Genomic DNA, 20,033 nt, shown 5'->3' with positions numbered 1-20,033 from the left:
ACCGATCGAAAACAATGCGTTGATCCATCCGCCTCCTTTCAATCCATATGCCCCCAAATGGGGCGTCTCATCATGGCTGATTTCATCGATCCCGGCAAAAAGGCCCCCGCCTTCGCGCTCCAAGACCAAGACGGGCAAACCGTCCAATTGAAGGATCTGGCTGGTTCCCCGGTCGTTTTGTTCTTCTACCCGAAGGACAACACGCCTGGCTGCACCAAAGAGGCCTGCGCCTTCCGAGATCGATACGGCGACTTGCAGGCGGCCGGAGCACAGCTATTCGGAATCAGCACCGATTCCGCCGAAAGCCATGTCAAGTTTCGCGAAAAATTTGAGCTGCCGTTTCCATTGCTGGTCGATGAAGACCATGCCATGAGCGAGAAATACGGTGCCTATCGAGAGAAGAACCTCTACGGCAAGAAATCGATGGGAATCCAACGCTCGACCTATTTGATCGACGCCGACGGCAAAGTGGTCAAGGTCTGGAAACGTGTTCGCGTCGACGGCCACGACCAACAGGTCCTCGACGCCCTCGCTGCACTCTCAGAGCAAAACTAAATCATCATGAGCGAGCAAAAATATTGCATCGGGATCGACCTGGGCACGACCAACAGTGTGGTTGCCTACGTCCCCCAATCCGATGTGGAAGCCCACGGGGCGGACCAAGCCCCTGAGATCCAACTGCTGCCGATCCCCCAGGTCGTCGCGTCCGGCCAGGTCGAATCGCGAACCTCGTTGCCGTCGTTTCTCTACTTGCCCCGGGATCAAGAAGTCGACTCGCTGGAAGTCACCAGCGATCACGCTCGGTTCCCGTCGTCCACCGAAGGCGTCGCTGGCGTTTACGCGCGGCAACAAGCCGCTGACAACCCACAACGCGTCATCGTGGCCGCGAAAAGTTGGTTGTGTCAACGCAAGGTCGATCCTGATTCGCCCGTTCTCCCATGGCAATCGCCCGATGAGATCCCGCGAGTTTCAGCGGTCGAATGCACCGGCATTTTCCTGCGTCACTTGGTGGCTGCCTGGCAGTCTCAGTTCCCGGATGCCCCCATCGATCAACAACAGGTCGTGCTGACCGTTCCAGCCTCCTTTGACCCCGCCGCACGCGAATTGACACGCCGCGCGGCCATCCGCGCAGGACTGAATGAAAACTTTGTCCTGCTGGAAGAACCTCAAGCCGCCGTCTATCGCTACCTCGCATCGACCGACGGCAGTTGGCGAAAATCACTCAACAACGGAGACACGTTGTTGGTCGTTGACGTTGGTGGTGGGACCACCGACCTGACACTCGTTGGCGTGCACGAAGAAGACGGCGAATTGACACTGCAACGAGTCGCCGTCGGCAATCACTTGTTGGTCGGTGGTGACAACATGGACCTCGCCCTGGCCTATCAAGCCGCCGAGCAATTCCGGCAGTCCGGTCATGACTTGGACCCTTGGCAAAGCACTTCTCTCTGGCACGCCTGTCGCGATGCCAAAGAACGATTGCTCAGCCACGACGGTCCCGATTCCCAATCGATTTCCGTTCTCGGTCGCGGCAGCTCACTGATCGGTGGCACGATCACCACCGAGATGAAACGCAGCGATGCGGCAACGCTTTTGCTGGACGGGTTCTTCCCTCAGTGCGCTCCGCAGGAACGCCCGCAAGCCAACGTGGTCAGCGGCTTTCAAGACGTGGGGTTGCCATATGAGTCGGATCCGGCGATCACCAAACACATCGCAGCGTTTCTATCGGATCAATCGGTTCTCAATCACAAGGGTGAACCAGAAGACGATCAAAGCCACGGGCCGGTCACGCACCTGCTGCTCAACGGCGGCGTGTTTCGAAGTCCCGTGATGCGTGAAAGACTGGAGTCGACGCTCTCCTCTTGGACCGACACAGACGTCCAAACGTTGTCCTCCACTGATGACCTCAACGACGCCGTTGCGATCGGTGCGGCCTACTATGGTTGGACCAAATCCAATGGCGGCATCCGAATTCGCGGCGGCACAGCCAAAGCGTTTTACATTGGCATTGAAACCGCCGGCATGGCGATCCCTGGGGCTCCCCGTCCCCTGCGTGCGGTCTGTGTGGCAGCACAAGGCATGGAAGAAGGAACCCAAGCGGAAGTTCCAGGACAAGAGGTGGGAGTCGTCGTTGGCACCCCCGCTCGATTCCGATTCTTCTCCTCCACGACGCGCGCCAGCGACAAACCCGGCGATCGCTTGGACCGCTGGAGTCCCACCGAATTGCAAGAGAGCGAACCCATTGAATTGACATTGGATCACCATCGATCCGAAGGCGGGGATCCCAATTCACCTGCCGCTGAAAACGAAGCGGCCCACAGCTTCGTCCCGGTGCAATTCGAATCTCGCGTGACCGAACTGGGGATGTTTGAACTCTGGTGCCACGACAAACGGGGTGACCGTCGTTGGAAACTCGAATTCAACGCTCGCCAAGAAGATGAGTCCTAGGAAGACGGCATGAATTCACGCGTCCCATCGTCCGAACCAGACGACCAGCTTCCCTCACGCTACTGCATCGGCATCGACCTCGGCACGACCAATTGCGTGCTGGCATACGTCGATACCGAAGCCACGGGAACGGAATCCGATCCCAAACATCCCTCTTCCCCGGAGAGTGTCTCGCAAAATGAAGCGAGGGAAGGTGCGAACACGGACTTTGCCGTCCGCACGTTTTTGGTGCCGCAATGGGTCGATCTGGGCGTGGCGGAATCCAGACCCACGTTGCCTTCGTTTCACTACACGCTTCACCCGTCAGAACAGCTCCCCCACAGCGACGCCCATCCGTGGCTGAACCCAACGGACGCTGGCCTGGCATCCTGCGTCGGTGAGTACGCCCGCGTGGCTGGCCTGCTGCATCCCGGACGTCAAATTGCTTCGGCCAAAAGCTGGCTGTCTCATGAAGGCGTGGATCGCACCGCGGACCTACTGCCATGGCACGGAGATCACGATGTTCCACGCCGCTCTCCCGCCGACGCATCGGCCAGCTACCTGAAACATCTGGCCGATGCTTGGGACGCGGAACACCCCGCGCATCCGATGTCCCAACAAGACATCGTCATCACGTTGCCAGCCTCCTTCGACGAAGTCGCACGTGAACTCACCATCCACGCCGCAAAGATGGCTGGGTTGCCCCGCATTCAATTGATCGAAGAACCCCAGGCTGCCTTTTACGCCTGGCTGGATCGGCACCGCGACGAATGGCAAGAATTGGTTCAGGTCGGCCAGCTCATCCTGGTCTGCGACATCGGCGGAGGCACCACCGACCTGACCCTCATTCGAGTGCGTCCTGCGGACAAAGACGATCAATCCAACGTGGTTCAGTTCCACCGCGTTGCCGTGGGAAAACACCTGATTCTCGGCGGAGACAACCTGGACCTGGCCGTCGCGAAAGCAGCGGAAGCCAAACTTGGACGCACGCTGTCACCACGGCAATGGCAACAACTGTTGGCTGCGGCACGCCAAACCAAAGAAACGTTCCTGTCAGAACCGCGACCGGAGTGCACGACCATTCACTTGCCCGGCGAGGGCTCCTCGTTGATCGGTGGCGGACTCAGCGTTGAGATGACCGCAGAGGAAGTCGACGCTCTGTTGCTCGACGGATTTTTCCCCGACGTCGAGATGACCTCGGAAGTCGATTCGCAACAGAGCGGATTCCAAGAGGTTGGCTTGCCTTACGCAGCGGACCCCGCCGTCACCAAACACCTCGCTGAATTTCTTCGCGAACATCGTCGCACCGGTCTGGATGACCAACCGGCGGACGCGGCGAATTCCGTGGACAGCGACCAAGTCAACTTGGTCCTCTTCAACGGTGGCGTGCTCACCGCGCCGGCGATTCGCAAACGAGTGGTCGGTTCGCTGACGAAGTGGTTTTCCGAACCAGCCGTCTTGGAATCCGCTCGCTTGGATCTGGCAGTTGCTCAAGGTGCCGCCCACTACGCCATGGTTCGTCGGGGGCACGGGGTTCGGATCGCCGCGAACCTGGCACGAACTTACTTCATGCAGATCGAACAGAACCCGCCGCGAGCCGTGTGCGTGATCCCCGCGGACGCGCAAGCCGGGCAATCCTATCGCATCGACCAAGTCCCAATGGATTTGCGAGTTGGCGTGCCCGTCAGTTTTCCACTCTGGGTCAGCAGCACACGTTTGGCCGACCGTCCGGGTGACATCGTCGACATCGACCCCAACACCATGACCGCGTTGCCGCCCATCCAAACGGCACTCAAAGATCGCAAACGCCGCGACCAATCCACGATGCAAATCGTGATCGAATCAGAACTCTCTGAAATTGGCACCGTTGGACTCTTCTGCGTTTCCAATGACAAACGATGGCGGCTGGAATTTGATATTCGGGGAACATTGGAAACCGACCGAGAATCGCACGACTACGCCGGTGAATCGGCCGGGATCGTCGATGAAGAAACGCTCGATGAATGCCGGCAGCTGATTTCACGTGTCTTTGTGGACGGATCACTCAAGCCGTCGCTGCTGATCAAACGCCTGCAAACCACACTGGGCAATTCTCGCGATCAATGGCCACCGGCGCTCCTGCGTCAGTTGTGGGAAACGCTGATGGAGGTTCAAGACAACCGCCGACGCTCACCTGCCCACGAGTCGCGGTGGTTGAACCTGGCCGGTTTCGCGTTGCGTCCTGGATATGGCGTCGCGGTCGATGACTGGCGAACCTCTCAGACCTGGCGAATGATCTACGGAAAGATCTCCCACCCGGACCATCAAGTCCGCGCTGAATCCTATGTGATGTGGCGACGCATCGCGGGCGGGATGACCGCGGGCCAGCAAAGCCAACTGGCGACATCGCTGGGCAAATGGCTGCTGGCAGGAACCAGCAACCAGGACATGGCCGAAGCCAATGAAGCGTGGCGTACCATCGGTTCCCTGGAATGGCTTCCAATCGATCAGAAACGAAGCTTTGCAACCGCCGTCATGGACTCGCTGGATCGCAAGAAAGCGTCGCCGCTGTACCCCAGTTTGTTTTGGACGCTTGGCCGTCTCGCGTCTCGCGTGTTGGCATATGGGCCGCTGAATTTGATCGTCCCAGCCACGGACGTCTCGCACTGGATCCAAAAACTCGCTCATTCTCGCTCGCTTGAAACCAAGGACGACGCAACCAGGCGGCCAGCCGCATTCGCGATCACGCAGATGACCCGACGCTGCGACGACCGTTTTCGTGATGTCGATCACCCCACACGTGACCGCGCCCTGAGTCTGCTGGATCGGCTGGACGCCCCGGATCACTGGACCGAACTGGTCAAGAACGGCGGCCAACTCGACCACGAAGAACAACAGGCCGTCTTTGGAGACACCTTGCCGCTGGGAATCGAATTGCGAGGGTAGGCAGATTCGATCGTCTGCCGCATCGAAATCCCTCGCATTTGTTAGACTGCATCCGCTCTCGAGCTCGTGTCAGTTTGTTTTTCAAGGATGCTATCGGTGACTTCATCTCAATCCCCCGCCAACCAGCAATCTCAGGCCAACAAACAGCCCACTTCCAGCGTCTGGGGGATCGCCCTCGTCGCTCTTGGTGTGCTCGCTGGGGCAGGGTATTGGTTCAGTCGCGGGCCAGCCGATGTTGCCGACGATGACACCCTCACGGAGGTCGACGAAGATGCCAATCAGCTCGCGTCGCAGAACCTTGATCTGAACCGAGTTGCGCTGGCCTCGATGGAGAACTTGGAAACCGACCAAGCCGAAACGGCATGGTCCTCGCTCTCCAAGACTCGTCCCGAGGATCTCTCGATCGCCCTGAACCGGGCCCTGAACCGAGCCCTGACGATCGACGAATTGACGGCCGTCGCCACTGACGCCTCCGCCAAACAAGACGAAAAGCAGGCTGCCCGTCAGCGTCTGGCAGCGTTGCTATCCGAAACTCGCGGTCTGATCCAAAAGTATGTTGAACTCGGTGGCGATTCCAATCTTGCCACATGGATGAACGCCCGCGTCGATCTGAACGAAGCCAAACTGCTGCCACGCTCGGTGATGCAGTCCATCCGCAAGGAAGTTTTTGCGAGACTGATCGAATCGATCCAAAACACAACTGAAAGCGACGGCAGCAAGAACAATTCCATTTTATTGGCGGGCACGCTGACCCAAGTCATCGATGTGTTGGAAGATCCCATCCGTGGGATTCCGGCCACGATCCTGGATCCCGCCGCGAACGCGTTGACACAGCTTTCCGATCAACAACCCAACAACCTTTATCTGGCAGTCCGAGCCGCCCGCCTTGGAATCGCGAATCAATCCAAATCAGCCGTCGATGCGATCCGGCGGACACAAACACTGGCCGCGTCGATCGAACCCACCCTTCGCCAACAAACCGCCCCGATCGGAAAGACACCTGGTGAATTGGTCGATGGAATTGTGGCCTCGGTGGAAGCCGGTGAATTTGAAGCTGCCGACAACCAAATGATGCTCTGGTTCAATCTGCTGAACTCAACCGAGCTGATTAAAACCGATCGTCGTCGAGCGTCACCACACCCCTTGGATCTGATTCAGTTTGAATCCCTGCGTCGTCTGTCTGCGCAAGTTTCCGAGCAATCTCGCATCCCATCGGCCTCAGGAGCGTTGTCTTTTGCAGTGGAATCACTGAGCGTGGAGGCCGCGGCGGATTCCGCCGATGGAAAACTCCCTGTGCCGGCCGAGATGATTCCCATCGACGCCAACCTCGATTTCCGAATGGACTTGGTCTCGATGCACCCCGGCGAGGACTCCGCGCAGTTGCTTCTTTGGATGCAAGGTGACGAGGGCTGGCAGAACCACGGAACCTTGAACGTGGACGGCCGGTGGACCGGCATGATGGTCGCGGATCTGTTCATGGTTGACTCCAGTTCATCTGGGCGGCTTCGGCAAAACACAACCTCACGCAGCCACAATACAATTCGAAGTCTGATCCTCTATGGCGACTCGGGCGCTCAATTGGTCGTTGTCGACGGAAGAGACTTCGGCACCCCCGACGCGACGGCTGAAAACGCTCTGAAAACGGACACCGCCGACGGGCTGGAGACACTCCAGAACGTCCACGCAATGATCAGTGGCGACTTCGAAGGCGACGGTGACCTCGACCTCATGGCCGCAACTCAGCGGGGCTGGGAATTGCTGGTCAACCGTGGCAACCGAACGTTCTTCCCGTTGCCGACGAATGACCAACAAGCAAGCGAGTGGGACCCAAAGGATCCCCCCGTCGCTTTCGCGATCGCGGACTTGGATCGCGATTTGGACCTGGACGTCGTGACCGTTCATCCTCAATCCGGTCGCGTCGGCTGGATCGAAAACTTGCTTCACCTGCAGTTTCGCTTCTCGTACTTCGACGACATCCCGGTTCTGCCAGGAGTCGATTCGCTGGCCATCGAAGACATCGACGGCAATGTGTCCTGGGACATCGTGCTGGGGTCGCCTGAAATAGGCCAACTCGTGTTGTCGCACACCGGCGACATCGGTGTCTGGCGAGTGGATGCGGTCACACCTTTCTCCTGGCCGACAACGGAAGACGCAACACAGCCAACGGCACCCCAACCAGGCTCACTCATCGTTGCGGACTTGGACAACGACAGTTTCTTCGAATGCCTTCGTGGCGGAATCGCCTCCTCCGCGCTGGAACTTTCAGCCACCTCGATTTCCGAAGATTCGCCTTCCGCTTTCGGCCCGCAACAAGAACTGCAATGGAAAAACGCGACCGACCATCCAGCGGTTCACATTCGCTCGGCCGTCGACTTCGATGGTGACTTGCGTCTTGATTTAGCGGGTTGGTCGGAAGCGAGTGAACCCCAAGCATCCACCATTTCCATCGCCTCCAACTCAACGGAACTGGACGGCAAAGCCGTCTCCGTTCGCTTCAAAGGCATTGATGACAACAATGCGAACAGCGGACGAGTCAACCACTATGCCGTGGGCTCGGTTTTGGAACTTCGTTTTGGCCCGCACTATCGCTCTCGCATTGTTACGGAACCCACCACCCATTTTGGGCTTGATGGTCTGGTCGGCCCAGGGAACCTGCGAGTCATCTTCCCCAACGGCCTGACGCAATCGGTTCCCAAGATTGAACCTGGCGTCATGATCGAAGAAGAACAAACGCTCAAAGGATCTTGCCCTTACCTGTATGCCTTCAACGGCGAGCGATTTGAATTTGTCACCGACTGTTTGTGGGCCGCGCCGCTGGGACTGCAAACGTCCCCCGGTGTGGTCGTGCCTGACCGACCTTGGGAACACTTGCTGGTCGAAGGAAAGTTCTTGGCCCCCAACGACGGAGCCTACGAACTTCGAATCACGGAAGAGCTTTGGGAAGTCGCCTACTTCGACCAATTGGGATTGGCCGCGATTGACCACCCCGAAGACATCGTGGTGTTCACCAATGAGAAGGTGGGCCCACCCTCGATCGCCGAACCAACGATCCACGCCTTCGATCGATCGGAACTTCGCCCGATTTTGAAAGCCACCGATACCGCGGGAACCGATGTCACGTCACTCCTCCGCGAAACGGATGGCGAGCACGTGCAAGGGTTCGAACACCGCTTTCGACAAGGCCTCTGCCCGCCCCACTGGATCGACCTGGACCTCAGTGATCGTGTCTCCAATGAGACCTCCGGGGATGCAAAAATCCATTTGGTTCTCAACGGTTGGATCCTTCCGACAGACACCTCGCTGAACATCCAAATTGACCAGAACCCTGAACTTGCATCGCCCGAACCTCCTTCGCTGTGGGTCCCTGATGACGCCTCTGAATCCGGCTGGAAAATGGCCTCGCCTTTCATTGGGTTCCCTGGCGGCAAGAACAAAACCATCGTGGTCGATGTCACCGATTTCATGAACCGAGACGACCCTCGCGTGCGAATCCGAACCACCAACCAGATCTATTGGGACTCGGCCGCGGTGTCCGTTCGCACAGTGGCCGAGATCGAGCGACTCCGTGACCTGGTGGACGTGCGACCGCTGCAACTGCAGTCTGCAGAAGTGGCTTGGCACGGTTTTTCTCGACGCATCCACCCCGGTTCCAAACAACCCGAGACCTACGACTACCAAACGGCGCAGGATGCTCCGCGATGGCCGCCTCTGGACGGTCCACTGACCCAGTACGGCCCCGTCGAGGACTTGATCGCCGACTGGGATGATTCCATGGTTGTCATCAGCGGCGGCGATGAGATCCGGTTGCGTTTCGCGGTTCCCAAGGAACCACTGGCCGCTTCCAAGCAACGCGACTTCGTCTTGCACGGGGTGGGTTGGGACAAGGACGCCGACCTGAACACGTTGGCTGGTCAATCAACGCTGCCGTTGCCATTTCAATCCATGAGCAAGTACCCGCCCACCACTTCGCAGATCAGCGAGGCGGCCAATTCACGTCAAACCAACGCCAACCACCTTTCGCGGGAACAACCGTTCCGGCAATTCTGGTCGCGTGGCGAGATGACACCGGAGCGTCGAAGCCAAGCACAGGCTCACTGAGCGGGCTGGACGACCACTTTTTTCGTTGTGCGAAGGTTCAAAAACTCGACCATCATTGAGAATGCCATCGCGAAGTAAACGTAGCCTTTGTTGATCGGCGTTCCGACGGCTTCGCTGAGCAGCACCACCGAAATCAGAATCAGGAATGACAACGCCAACATTTTGACAGTTGGGTGCTCCTGAACGAAGTCACTGATTTGATTGGCAAACGTGATCATCACCCCCACACTGATCACCACCGCCGCGATCATGATCGGCAGGTGCGATGCCATCCCGACCGCAGTGATCACGCTATCAAGCGAAAAGATCACGTCCATCACCGCGATCTGAACCAACACCGAAGTCACGGTCACCGGTTTTCGCGATTTCACCGCCGCATCGGCCTCGGGCAAATCCATGTCCATCTGCGGGTCGTCGTCGTGCTCCCCTTCCACTTTGTGGTGAATTTCTCGAACCGCGGTGAACATCAAAAACATACCACCGAACAACAAGATCAAATCGCGACCGCTGATCTCGTTGATCTCAGGGTCGGCGATCAAGTGCTCTTTCAGCGTCTCCACCGGGACCAGCGACGACAGTTCAAAAATCGGCGACTGCAGACTCATCAGCCAACCGATCATCAACAGCAGCAGGATGCGCATCCCCATCGCGAGAAACAATCCAAACCGCCGAGCGAAGGAACGTTTCTCGGCGGGCAATTTACCGGTCAGAATCGCGATGAACACAATGTTGTCGATGCCCAACACGATTTCCATCAGCGTCAACGCGAACAGCGCAATCAAGGATGGCACCGACCACAGCGGCGCTTCCGCCGCGACCTCAACCGACGACAAAATCAGATCCATCATGGGACTCACAAAAGGACTTTCAAACCCGCAACACAAATACAAGACGCAGCCATTCGGCTCAGCCAACCTGACACCGTGACATTCACTTAAAAATCAGACGGGCGACAACCAAGGTGCGGCCAAACCAGCCACCCCCATGAGCAATAACAATGCCATCGTGATCCGCCGTAGACGCTGCGTCCCCAAGGCCGTGCCGACTTTCAGCCCGACCAAGGTGACGACCAGCAAAAGAGGGATCGCAGCGGCAGCAATCAACGCCGGTGGAATCACACGTGAACCGAAGAACCAAGCCAGCACGGCGATCCCCGGTGCCAAACTGATCAGGTACATCGAGAACAGAAACCCACGCATTCGCCGTGTGTCCCAGTCGTGAGCTTGCACCCAAAGCACCATCGGCGGCCCGCCCATCCCGACCAAACCCTGCAAAAAACCTGAGAGCGGGAACACGAGGTAGCTCCACATCGGATCGACTTGATCTCGCGGTCGAGGTCGAAACAACATCGTCGTCAGGGTGGCCGTCAACACCGCCGCGCCGACGACTTGCCGCAACGTCATCATCGAAAACGATTCCATCCACTGCAGCGTCAACACGCCCAACGGCAAGAACAGCAAACGCGCCGCCCCCGGCCACACCAGGCGTTTGGGCTCCAGCGAATCCCGAAACGAAATCACTCCCCACAGATTCTGAGGGATCGTCGCGACCAACAACGACGTCTGGGCTTCTGGAATCGAATACCCCGCCCACAGCAGCAAGGGCACGATCACCAACCCGCCCGCGAATCCTGCGGCGGCTTGCACGAAGATGCCCAAGCACAAGATGCTCACCAAACGCCACGTTTCCGGCTGAGCCAGGATTTCAAGAAAGCTCACTTGGATTCCGGCGACTTAGATCTTGCCGCTTCCCCGTCTCCCACCAGCTTCGCATTGTTGCGATGCCGAGACTCATCCCGTTTGGTTTTCTTTTCGAGGTTTCGCCGCAGGGCGTCCGTCAAATCGATGCCCGATTGATTGGCCAGGCAGATCACGACGAACATCACATCGGCGAGCTCATCGGACAACTCCCCCAGCACCACCCCCGACTTGGTGGACTGCTCGCCCTTGGTGCGTGAAAGGATGCGAGCGACCTCGCCAACCTCCTCGACCAACTGAGCCAAATTGGTCATTTCATCAAAGTACCGCACGCCAATGGTTTGAATCCATTGGTCGACCTGTTCCTGCGCGTCCGCAATCGTGATGGCCGGAGAAGGGGATTCAACGGGGTCCGTGGAAGATTGCGTCATCAATGGTTTCGAGCGAGCGTCAGGGTTTGGCTAACAAGAGGTAAGTGCCGCTTTTTCCGGCCACTGCCAGGTCCATTTTGCCGTCGTCGTTCAGATCTTCGGCAATGATCTGCAACCCGGTTCCCACGCGGCCTTCGTCAATCACGTGCCGCTGAAACGATTTTGACGCAACATCGAACGAGTACCAGTACAGACACGGAACTTCTTTTCCGCCCGGATCGTTTCCGTTGTGAGCGTAGTAGCGTTTGCCGGTCACAAGATCCTTGCTGCCATCACCATCCAAGTCCACCCAGATCATCGAGTGTGGCTGGCTGAACCGACGATCAATTTCATGCTCTTTCCACTCGATGGATCCCGACTCATCCACCCCGGTGTTCTCCCACCACTGCAATCCGAAGTTGTGTCCTTCGCCATAGATCAGGTCTTGGTCGCCATCTTGATCGATGTCTTCAATCAGCATTGGCAAACTGGCGTGCAATTTCCAATCTTGGTGGGCGATCCACGGTTGTCCCCATGGATCTTCGGCGGGTTGCTCATACCATCCCCAACCGACCAGGATGTCGTTTCGACCGTCGCCGTTGATGTCGCCGACGCCAATTCCGTGGCCATTGAATTGTTCTCCTAAGACCTGACGTTTCAATTCATAGGCTGGCTTTCCGGCCTCCTTCGATTCGGTCGGTTCAAGCCGCCAAATCACCGTCGGAACCTCATTCTTCCAGCTGTTCACAATCCATTCGGGACGGCCATCGCCATCGATGTCCTCGAACAATTGGCCTTCGTTGGCGGAGGCCCCTGTGTCGACCAAAGTGGACTCGGGCCACATTTTCCCCAGTTGCAACGCTTCGTCGCCTGGATTGCGATACCACTTCACCTCGGTGGGTAAAAACGATCCCGCAATCACATCCAACTTCCCGTCGGAGTCAACGTCAAACAGGTAGTCGCCATTGCTCTGAACGTAGCCGTTCCAGTCTTCGATCGCTCGCAAGGGACGAGGAGCCCAATCGCCGTTGCGAAACCAGTTGCGTCCGGCGACCAAGTCGGTCTTGCCATCGCCATCGACGTCCCCCGCGGCGATGCCTTCATTGGCATCCAGGGTCAACAAACGAATCTCAAACGCCGACGCCTCTTCCGCTGACAACTCAGCGACCGGGGCCGACAATGATCCGAGCAAACAACAACCAGCAAACAAGGTACGAAACCGCATCAAACAATCACTCCAGAAGAAGAACGCCACTTTTCCTGGCCATTGTAGTTCAAAGCGGTCTCACGCAGGCATCGCCATCGCAATCCGCTGGCTGAGGTCGTGCAGTTTTAAACGCGGTGCCAGTAACGCCTTGAGAACCCCGCCCGTTGCCAACGGGAGGGGTCGAAAAACGAGCGTTCAGCGAGATTTCCGGGGGAGGTCCATCCGCGCCACTTCCCATGCCCGGCCCTCACCCTCGCGTACGCCTGAACGGCGTCGCTCGACCTCTCCCCAAACTTCGTTTCGGGAGAGGTGCGCCATGTGGAATTCTGCCGAAAAGCAGCACCAGAAAACGGCACGATATCGGCTCCGGAAAGGGAAGAATATCCGAGCCGAACTGATCAGCTCTTCTGCGACGTCCCCAGCCGTTCCATCAATTCGGGTGGCAAGGAACGCAGATGCAAGTCGCGTTGTGGGAAAGCGATCTCCAACCCTGCTGCATTGAAGCGTTTGTTGATCTCCGTGTGCAACTCATGAATGGTCTTCAAACGATCATCCAGCGTCGCCAGATAACACCTGAGCACCAAGTTCAGGGTCGAATCCCCAAAGCCCTCGAATGTCACCACCGGACCGGGATCCTTCGAGATTTTAAGATGCTCATCGCAAATGGTTCGCAGCAATTCACAGGCGACTTCCGTGTCACTGCCGTAGGCAACTCCCACGTTGACCACAATCCGGTTCGTGCTGTCGGTCAGAGTCCAGTTGACCAGTCGCCCGGTGATCAAATCCTTGTTGGGGATCACCAGTTCCTGGCGATCCCAGTTGGTCACGGTGGTCGCACGTATTCGAATCCGAGCCACCACGCCCGTCGTGTCGCCGAGCGTGACCACGTCGCCGACGCGGATGGGCTGTTCGAACAACAAAATCAAACCGCTGACGAAGTTCGCAAAAATTTCTTGCAACCCAAACCCGAGGCCGACCCCCAGCGCCGCAACCAGCCACTGAATGTTCTGCCAGTGCAGTCCAAGTGCCTTGGCCGTCATCAAAATGCCAAAGGTGATCAAGGCGTAGGTCCCGAGCGTCGTGATCGCGTACCGAGCCGGTTTGTCCAACGGCAACCGTTCCAGCAACACGCCTTCAATCAAGCCAGGCAAGTTCCGCACCGACACCCAAGTCAACACGATGATCGGGATCGCAAAAACAATGTTCTTCAGCGTGACCGGAGAAACGTTGCCGTCACCGTCGGTGGTGGTCCACCCCAGTTTGACTTGGTCCAAGTACTCGACCGCGGGCAACACCGGCGACCACACCAACGCCACCCCCACCAAAGCAACGATGAACAGAATGGTCTGCAACAATCGAGTTGTCTGTGCATTGATTTCGGAGGCTTCCATCGAAGTGCTCGGTTCGATTTCGACTCCGCCCGCTCCCAAACGCTCCGATTCTTCCAAGCGTTCCCTGTGAACTGCCATCGTCAACCGACGGCGATTGGTCAGCAGCCAACGGTTGACGAATCCGCTGATGTAGTAAGTCAGCAAACAGAGCCACAGCGTCAGATAGAGTTGTTCGACCAAGACACGCGCACCGCTGCTCAGGCCAATCAAGGCGATGAAAGCAAGGGCCAGCGGCACCACCAGGATGAATCCAAACCAGATGTACCTCAGCCGAGACATCCAACCGTTTGGATTGAGCTGAATGTGTTTGGAAAAGACTCCTGTGGCGGGCGAAAACGATCGCCACAACACGACGCTGACCAGAATCATCCCCAGCACCAACATCACGCGACTCAGCGCCGCGGCGGCTTGCCAGCGACCGAGGTTCTCTGCAATGCCGTAGAAAATCAAAAGTGGCACGCCGATGTCGATCATCAATCGCAACCATTTTCGAAGCGGCCCGATGGACGTTTCATCGGCACCAAAGTGCGCCACGGCCAACCCTTCCCGACGCAGACATTGACGCAACAATTCAATCGGAGTCACCGCCACCGCCGCCAAATGAAATGCCTTGGCCGTGGCCCGGACAATCGCTTCGCTGGCACCGGACGCCAGCAACGCGTCCCCGAGGATCCACAGCAACCCGACCAACGGCAGCACCAACGCCCACGACAGCACGGTCGCCGCCAAAGTGGGTTTCAAAGAGACGCTTTGCCGACTGCGGGCACGTTCCCCGTGCGTCGCGATTCGTCGACGCAAGCGTGCCCCAGCGTAAAGAATCGTGAAGATTGCAATCATTGCGATCGCGATCAGCTCGGGGCGATTGAGCAGCCCCTTGAGCACGCAGCGTCCGATGAGCAGCAAATTGTCGGGGTGAACGATCGCGCGAAAGACCTGCCATGAAACCACCAGGTCGTTCAACCGAAAGGCTGGCTGACTTTTGATCCAGACGATTTTTGTATCGATGATCGAATTCAGATTCAGAACCAGCCTTTGCTTTTGCTCCAACTGGCTTTGCAGGCTGACCATCTGAACGATGTAGTCGCTCAAATCGGAGATGAATTTGTTGACCAACCGAATTTCATCTTCAGTCAGTTTTCCTTGTGGCATCGAAACGCCTTCGATGTTCTCCAGTGAGAGCCCGATCGATGAGTTGTCCAGAATCCCTTCCAGGGTCAACTCCAATTGCGTTTGAAGCGCCCGATTGCTCTCAATGCTTTGCCGCAACTCGGTAATGCGAGCACTGATGGGCGTCAGGGCAGGGAGTTTGTTCTTGAGCAACAGCAACTCGACCCCCAACGTGCTGGTCAACCCACCGGACGTCGCGATGTTCTCTTCAATGTCCTTCTCGATTTTCGTGCGGCGTTCGGACAGCTTGTCGAGTTCCGCCCTCTCGTCGTTGAGCGTTCGGCTGATGCGATCTTTCTCGCCGGCGATCCGTATCCAGCGATCTTGGAGCGATAAGATCAATGAGTCTTCGGGGTCATCGCCCTTGGCTTCCAATTGTCGTTTGAAATCTTTCAGATCCTTGCCGATTTCGCTTTGGCGTTTCTTTGCCAAGGTTGCCGACCAGGCTTGCGCCTTTGCTTCCGCTTCGGCCAATTCCTTTTCCGCTGCCGTTTTCATCAACGGCAAGAGGTCGCCCTGTGATTCGAAGAGCGTCTGCTGTTGCTGATACGCCGCCAAACGTTGGCGTGCTTCTTCCAGCTTTGCCTTCAGTTCAATCTCCCGAATATGGCGCAAACGTCCGTCGGGATCATCATTGATTTCGCCGATCGTTTCGCCAGACAGTCGTTCAATTTCTTTCCGGGTCTGAACAATTTGCTCGGGCAGTTTCTCCAAGGTCTCTTTCCGAGTCGTGATGTCCGACTCGATTTTCTGCAACTTGCTGCGCGCAGCATCCAAGCTGAGGCTGGCTTCCGCTTGTCTCTGCTGAATTTGCTCAATCGCCATGTAGCGATCCGCTTCGATTGGCGTGACCACAACTTCTTGCGCGGCGAGCGTTTTGTAACGTTTCTTTTCTTCCGCGATCGACAGCAGCGACTTTTCATACGACGCCACGCGATTGCCGAATTCTTGCCGCGCGGTCAAGACGGCCTGCAGACTCTTGAGAGACTCCAGCAACCGATTCTTCAACATCGGATCCAAGATCGCGTCGTTGTTCACGGATTCAATTTCCGCGACAACCGCTTCCACGCTGCTCAGGTCGTTCTTCGGCTTGGGAGTGGCTTCTGCGGTTCCCCCTCCGGTCGCCGCGGTGCCAGACGACTCATCGGCTTGAAACGGTGCGTAGGCCGCGACCTGCAGAATGGATTGCTCGGACGCTGCTGGCGTTGGAACGGCCGACGAATTTGGAACAGCGCCCTGACCATTCGCTCTGCACGCAACCCCTGCACAGAAGCAAATCGCCAGTCCCCAGCCAAGCGACTTTGATATCGCAGACTGCCGAACAGTTCGAGAACGACCGGAGCGAATGGATGGTCCGTCAAGGAGCATGGTGGATCGTCGAAACGAGGGGTCGGTGAGCACTGAAAATTACGTTGAAACCAAGCCCGGCGAGTGTCTCGAAAAGCAGCACACGACCGAAAGCCCAAACCCGGGCGCCCTCGTGTTTCAAAGCCTCAATTTCCCGAGAAGGTTCTCAACCGCGGAATACACGCCAGTGTCAAAGTCAGTCAAATCATGTGCCAATTCAGTCCGAATGCTGAAAATGCAAGGTCGTACGTTGACTCCGAGCCCTCCGTTTTGGTAGCTGCGTCGAATATGAACCAGTTTTTCCCGCATGTAGAAGTCCACCCCGCTCCAACGCGAAAAATTTTCGCGGCAGGTCGATGGGTGCCTCCGCGTTTTGCGTCAGAGCGTTTTGACACTCCGCGTTGGTTCCTGTGGTGCGCCAGTTGGTTCGTGCTGGCAGGGATCATGATCGGCGGGATTCGCCCATCCCACGACCTCATGGCACAATCCGTTGCGTCCGTGACGAATGCCTCCGAAAACAACGCGTCAGGGCACTCAAAGGCATCGAATTCACCCGACGACCAATCCGATTTCATCCTGCTTCGCAATGACCGCGTCCTCCGGGGTGACGTGCAAATCGCTGGTGAATCCATCGTCATCCGTCGGGGCGGTTCGGAAATCCGACTCCCTGCCAAAGAGGTGATCGGTGCACGAGACAACCTGGAGGCACTCTTTGAACTTCGCCAGGAATGGCTCGCCGCCAGAACATCGCCACGACCACTGCCGCGAGCCTTGTCTGCTGCCCGTTGGTGTGTCGACCAAGGACTGCATCCTCAGGCGGTTCAGCAGTTGATGGACGTCTATCAACTCGATCCCAACAACACCGAAGCTCAACACCTGGAATCACGACTTCGGAACATCGCCCGCCCAGACTCCTCCGATTCTCCGCCAAGTGATGTTCAACAGGCCAGCTACGTCGAGACGACCGAAGAGCACGTCCTGGCGGTGTCTTCAACGAGCATTCATGAAAACCATGATTTGCCGATTGCTCCACCGAAGTCCACCCCGACCGACCGACTGCACGAAGAGGTCATGGACTCTTGGTTGCTGCATGCCTTCACAGCACGAATTCAACCCATCCTTTTGGCCCGGTGCGCTCAATGTCACGATCAAAGCCTGAGTGACGATGCCGGCGATCTCCAGCTGATTCGTCCGATTCATTCCAGTCGTCCAACCCGCCGAATCACCGAGGCCAACCTGCGGGAAATCTTGAAGCACTGTGTGCCAGGCGATCCCGCGGCGAGCCCTTTGGTGAGAATGGCCCAGCAAGACCATGGCCAGAAGACTTCCCATCGCCAACACACGACGTCCTTGCCCAGCGATTCGGCGCTCCTAAAAACCTTGGAAAGCTTTATTGATCAGCTTCCACGACTCAGCGAATTGAAAGAAACTCGCCCTGAGTCCAACTCCCCAACATCACCAAACGCAGTGCCTCTCAAACAGGTCGCAGCGGCCTCGTTTGTAAAAGAATCACTTGGGGTCCAAACGTCCAAGGAAGAATTTGAAACGTCCCCCTCATGGTCGCCACTCGCAAACAGCGACGTCAAACTTTCACCGAGCGAAACCCCAGCCCTCGCCCCGACTGAAAGCCAAGGTGGGGACCGCCCCCGGCGTTTGCCGAAAGTCGAACAACCCCTCTCCAAAGATCTGTTCAATCGCCAAACAGAACTGATCGAATTGTTCCGCGGAACGCTTCCCACGCGAGCTGATTGACCAGGTCGCTTCTTGATGTAGCTTCGGTTTCAAAGGATTCGCCGCGAACCTTTGAAAACTCGTGTTCTCTTGTTGTTCAATCAAGCTCATGAAAGAACTCAAGAGGACAAGTGCGATGGACACCATGCACGAAATGCTGCAGATCAGCGGCCCAGCGATGGCAAGTTTGCCGGTCGGCGATAACTGCTCGCCCATCACCGTGATCGGGACCGATCCCATCCGGCAATCGTTTGGAAGTCAAACCTTTCAACAAGCCATCAACAGTCGCTTGGCTCCTGGCGTTTCGCAAGTCGTGCTGAACCCGGACGCCCACGTCGGTTACGGTGCGCCGGTGGGTTGTGTGATGGTCTCCCCGACCCACGTTTATCCTGGTCCTGTGGGGGTCGATATCAAGTGCAGCATGAGCTTGCTGCAAACGGATCTACCGGAAAAGGAAATCGCGGATTGGAAAATTCGTCGCCGGGTGATCCAAGCGATTGCGAAACGAGTCCCCACCGGCGCAGGCCGTGGTCAACGACATGTCCCCAAAAGCCGCAGTGTTGACGGACCGCTTGGTTTCCAGGTGGCGACCGAAGGTGCCTCGAAGTCGGTGCTCAAGAAGTTGGGCATCCCTAAGGCCTGGGCAAACCGCTGCGAAGACGCATCGCATTCCGCTCCCGATGGATCAACCGACACGCTTGCAGCGAGATTGGAATGGATGGGACGCGACCGAGACAAACGCGATCGAATTGAAAGCAAGTTTCGGCAACTGGGGAGCTACGGCGGGGGCAACCATTTTGGTGAAGCCGAGGTCGTGTCGTTGTCACAATGCCCCAAACTACGATCCGTTGGTGAACAGTGGGGACTGCGACACGGTCGCGTCGCGTTCTTGTCTCATTGCGGGTCACGTGGTTTCGGTCACGATTTAGCGATGGGACAATTCCGCGCGATGAAGTCGCATTTCCAATCCAGTGGCCTGGCGTTTCCCGCTGGCGATCCGCAACTGTGTTACGCCGAAGCGAACTCCCCCGAAGGCCAGCGGTACCTGTGCGACATGGCCATGGGAGCTAACTTCGCAACGGTCAATCACCTGCTGATCAATCAATTGGTGCTCGAATCCTTCCGTGAAGTGTTCCCGGGAATTCGAGGCGAATTGATCTACTTCATCAGCCACAACATCGCTCGCCAAGAACCGGTCGACGGACGCCAACAATGGGTCCATCGAAAAGGCGCGACGCGAGCGTTCCCGGCGGGGCATGAACAATTGGCGGGCACCGATTTTGAATCGACCGGTCACCCGATCCTGCTGCCGGGGAACCCTCGCGATGGCTCCTCCATCATGGTCGCTCGACCCGGTGCATCCGTGTCGGCGTTCAGCGTCAATCACGGTGCGGGACGACAACTCAGTCGAACCAAAGCGAAGAAGAATCTCAACCAAATGGTCGTCGACAAAAACCTGCTCGACCACGACGTGATCAGCAACTGCCGAGTGTACCCGCGGGACGAAGCGCCGGATGCCTACAAGGACTTCACCGAGGTTCTCAAGAGCGTGACGGAAGCGGGCTTGGCAGAGGAAGTTGCCCGACTCACAGCCAAGTTCGTGCTCAAAGACGGTGCCCCCGCTGACGATTGA

The 20,033-nt window shown here is 57.3% G+C and carries 11 protein-coding genes; 6 read left to right on the top strand and 5 right to left on the bottom strand.

The annotated features are described in order from the left end of the window. Window positions 1-57: 57 nt before the first annotated feature. The 4 genes from bcp to RISK_RS03205 all read left to right on the top strand — a co-directional run bounded on the left by bcp (window position 58) and on the right by RISK_RS03205 (window position 9,450). On the top strand, window positions 58-555 hold the full coding sequence (gene bcp / locus RISK_RS03220; protein WP_047812817.1) for a thioredoxin-dependent thiol peroxidase: 498 nt from the start codon (window positions 58-60) through the stop codon (window positions 553-555). A 6-nt stretch (window positions 556-561) separates the two neighbouring features. Beyond that, window positions 562-2,448: an Hsp70 family protein gene (locus RISK_RS03215; RefSeq protein ID WP_047812816.1), complete on the top strand. Its 1,887-nt coding sequence runs from the start codon at window positions 562-564 to the stop codon at window positions 2,446-2,448. A 9-nt stretch (window positions 2,449-2,457) separates the two neighbouring features. After that, on the top strand, window positions 2,458-5,352 hold the full coding sequence (locus RISK_RS03210; RefSeq protein ID WP_047812815.1) for an Hsp70 family protein: 2,895 nt from the start codon (window positions 2,458-2,460) through the stop codon (window positions 5,350-5,352). A gap of 96 nt (window positions 5,353-5,448) precedes the next feature. Beyond that, entirely contained in the window at window positions 5,449-9,450 is a 4,002-nt protein-coding gene (locus RISK_RS03205) for an FG-GAP-like repeat-containing protein (RefSeq protein ID WP_047813010.1), read from the top strand. Here RISK_RS03205 and RISK_RS03200 read toward each other — a convergent pair. The 5 genes from RISK_RS03200 to RISK_RS03180 form a co-directional block, all read right to left on the bottom strand. Next, the gene (locus tag RISK_RS03200; protein ID WP_047812814.1) at window positions 9,444-10,298 is read right to left on the bottom strand and encodes a TerC family protein; all 855 of its coding nucleotides are present in this window, start codon (window positions 10,296-10,298) and stop codon (window positions 9,444-9,446) included. The genes RISK_RS03205 and RISK_RS03200 overlap by 7 nt on opposite strands. Before the next feature lie 93 nt (window positions 10,299-10,391). After that, window positions 10,392-11,168 carry a sulfite exporter TauE/SafE family protein gene (locus RISK_RS03195; protein WP_047812813.1) on the bottom strand — a complete coding sequence of 259 codons (777 nt, stop codon included), beginning with the start codon at window positions 11,166-11,168 and terminating at the stop codon, window positions 10,392-10,394. Further along, window positions 11,165-11,578: a nucleotide pyrophosphohydrolase gene (locus RISK_RS03190; RefSeq protein WP_083434751.1), complete on the bottom strand. Its 414-nt coding sequence runs from the start codon at window positions 11,576-11,578 to the stop codon at window positions 11,165-11,167. The genes RISK_RS03195 and RISK_RS03190 overlap by 4 nt, the downstream gene beginning before the upstream one ends. 19 nt (window positions 11,579-11,597) lie before the next feature. After that, window positions 11,598-12,716, bottom strand: coding sequence for an FG-GAP-like repeat-containing protein (locus RISK_RS03185; RefSeq protein WP_047813008.1), 1,119 nt, complete (start codon window positions 12,714-12,716; stop codon window positions 11,598-11,600). A gap of 446 nt (window positions 12,717-13,162) precedes the next feature. Next, window positions 13,163-16,690, bottom strand: a complete 3,528-nt coding sequence (locus tag RISK_RS03180; protein WP_047812812.1) for a mechanosensitive ion channel domain-containing protein — start codon at window positions 16,688-16,690, stop codon at window positions 13,163-13,165. Window positions 16,691-17,146: 456 nt separating this feature from the next. Here RISK_RS03180 and RISK_RS03170 point away from each other — a divergent pair, with 456 nt between their 5' ends. Together RISK_RS03170 and RISK_RS03165 are read left to right on the top strand one after the other, a co-directional pair. Then, the gene (locus RISK_RS03170) at window positions 17,147-18,421 is read left to right on the top strand and encodes a hypothetical protein (RefSeq protein ID WP_236695984.1); all 1,275 of its coding nucleotides are present in this window, start codon (window positions 17,147-17,149) and stop codon (window positions 18,419-18,421) included. A gap of 88 nt (window positions 18,422-18,509) precedes the next feature. Further along, a complete protein-coding gene (locus tag RISK_RS03165; protein ID WP_047812809.1) occupies window positions 18,510-20,033 on the top strand; it encodes an RtcB family protein in 1,524 nt (507 codons plus the stop codon).

It is taken from the genome of Rhodopirellula islandica (assembly GCF_001027925.1).
In the GTDB taxonomy this organism is placed as follows: domain Bacteria; phylum Planctomycetota; class Planctomycetia; order Pirellulales; family Pirellulaceae; genus Rhodopirellula; species Rhodopirellula islandica.
This window is presented reverse-complemented; position numbering and strand designations above follow the sequence as displayed.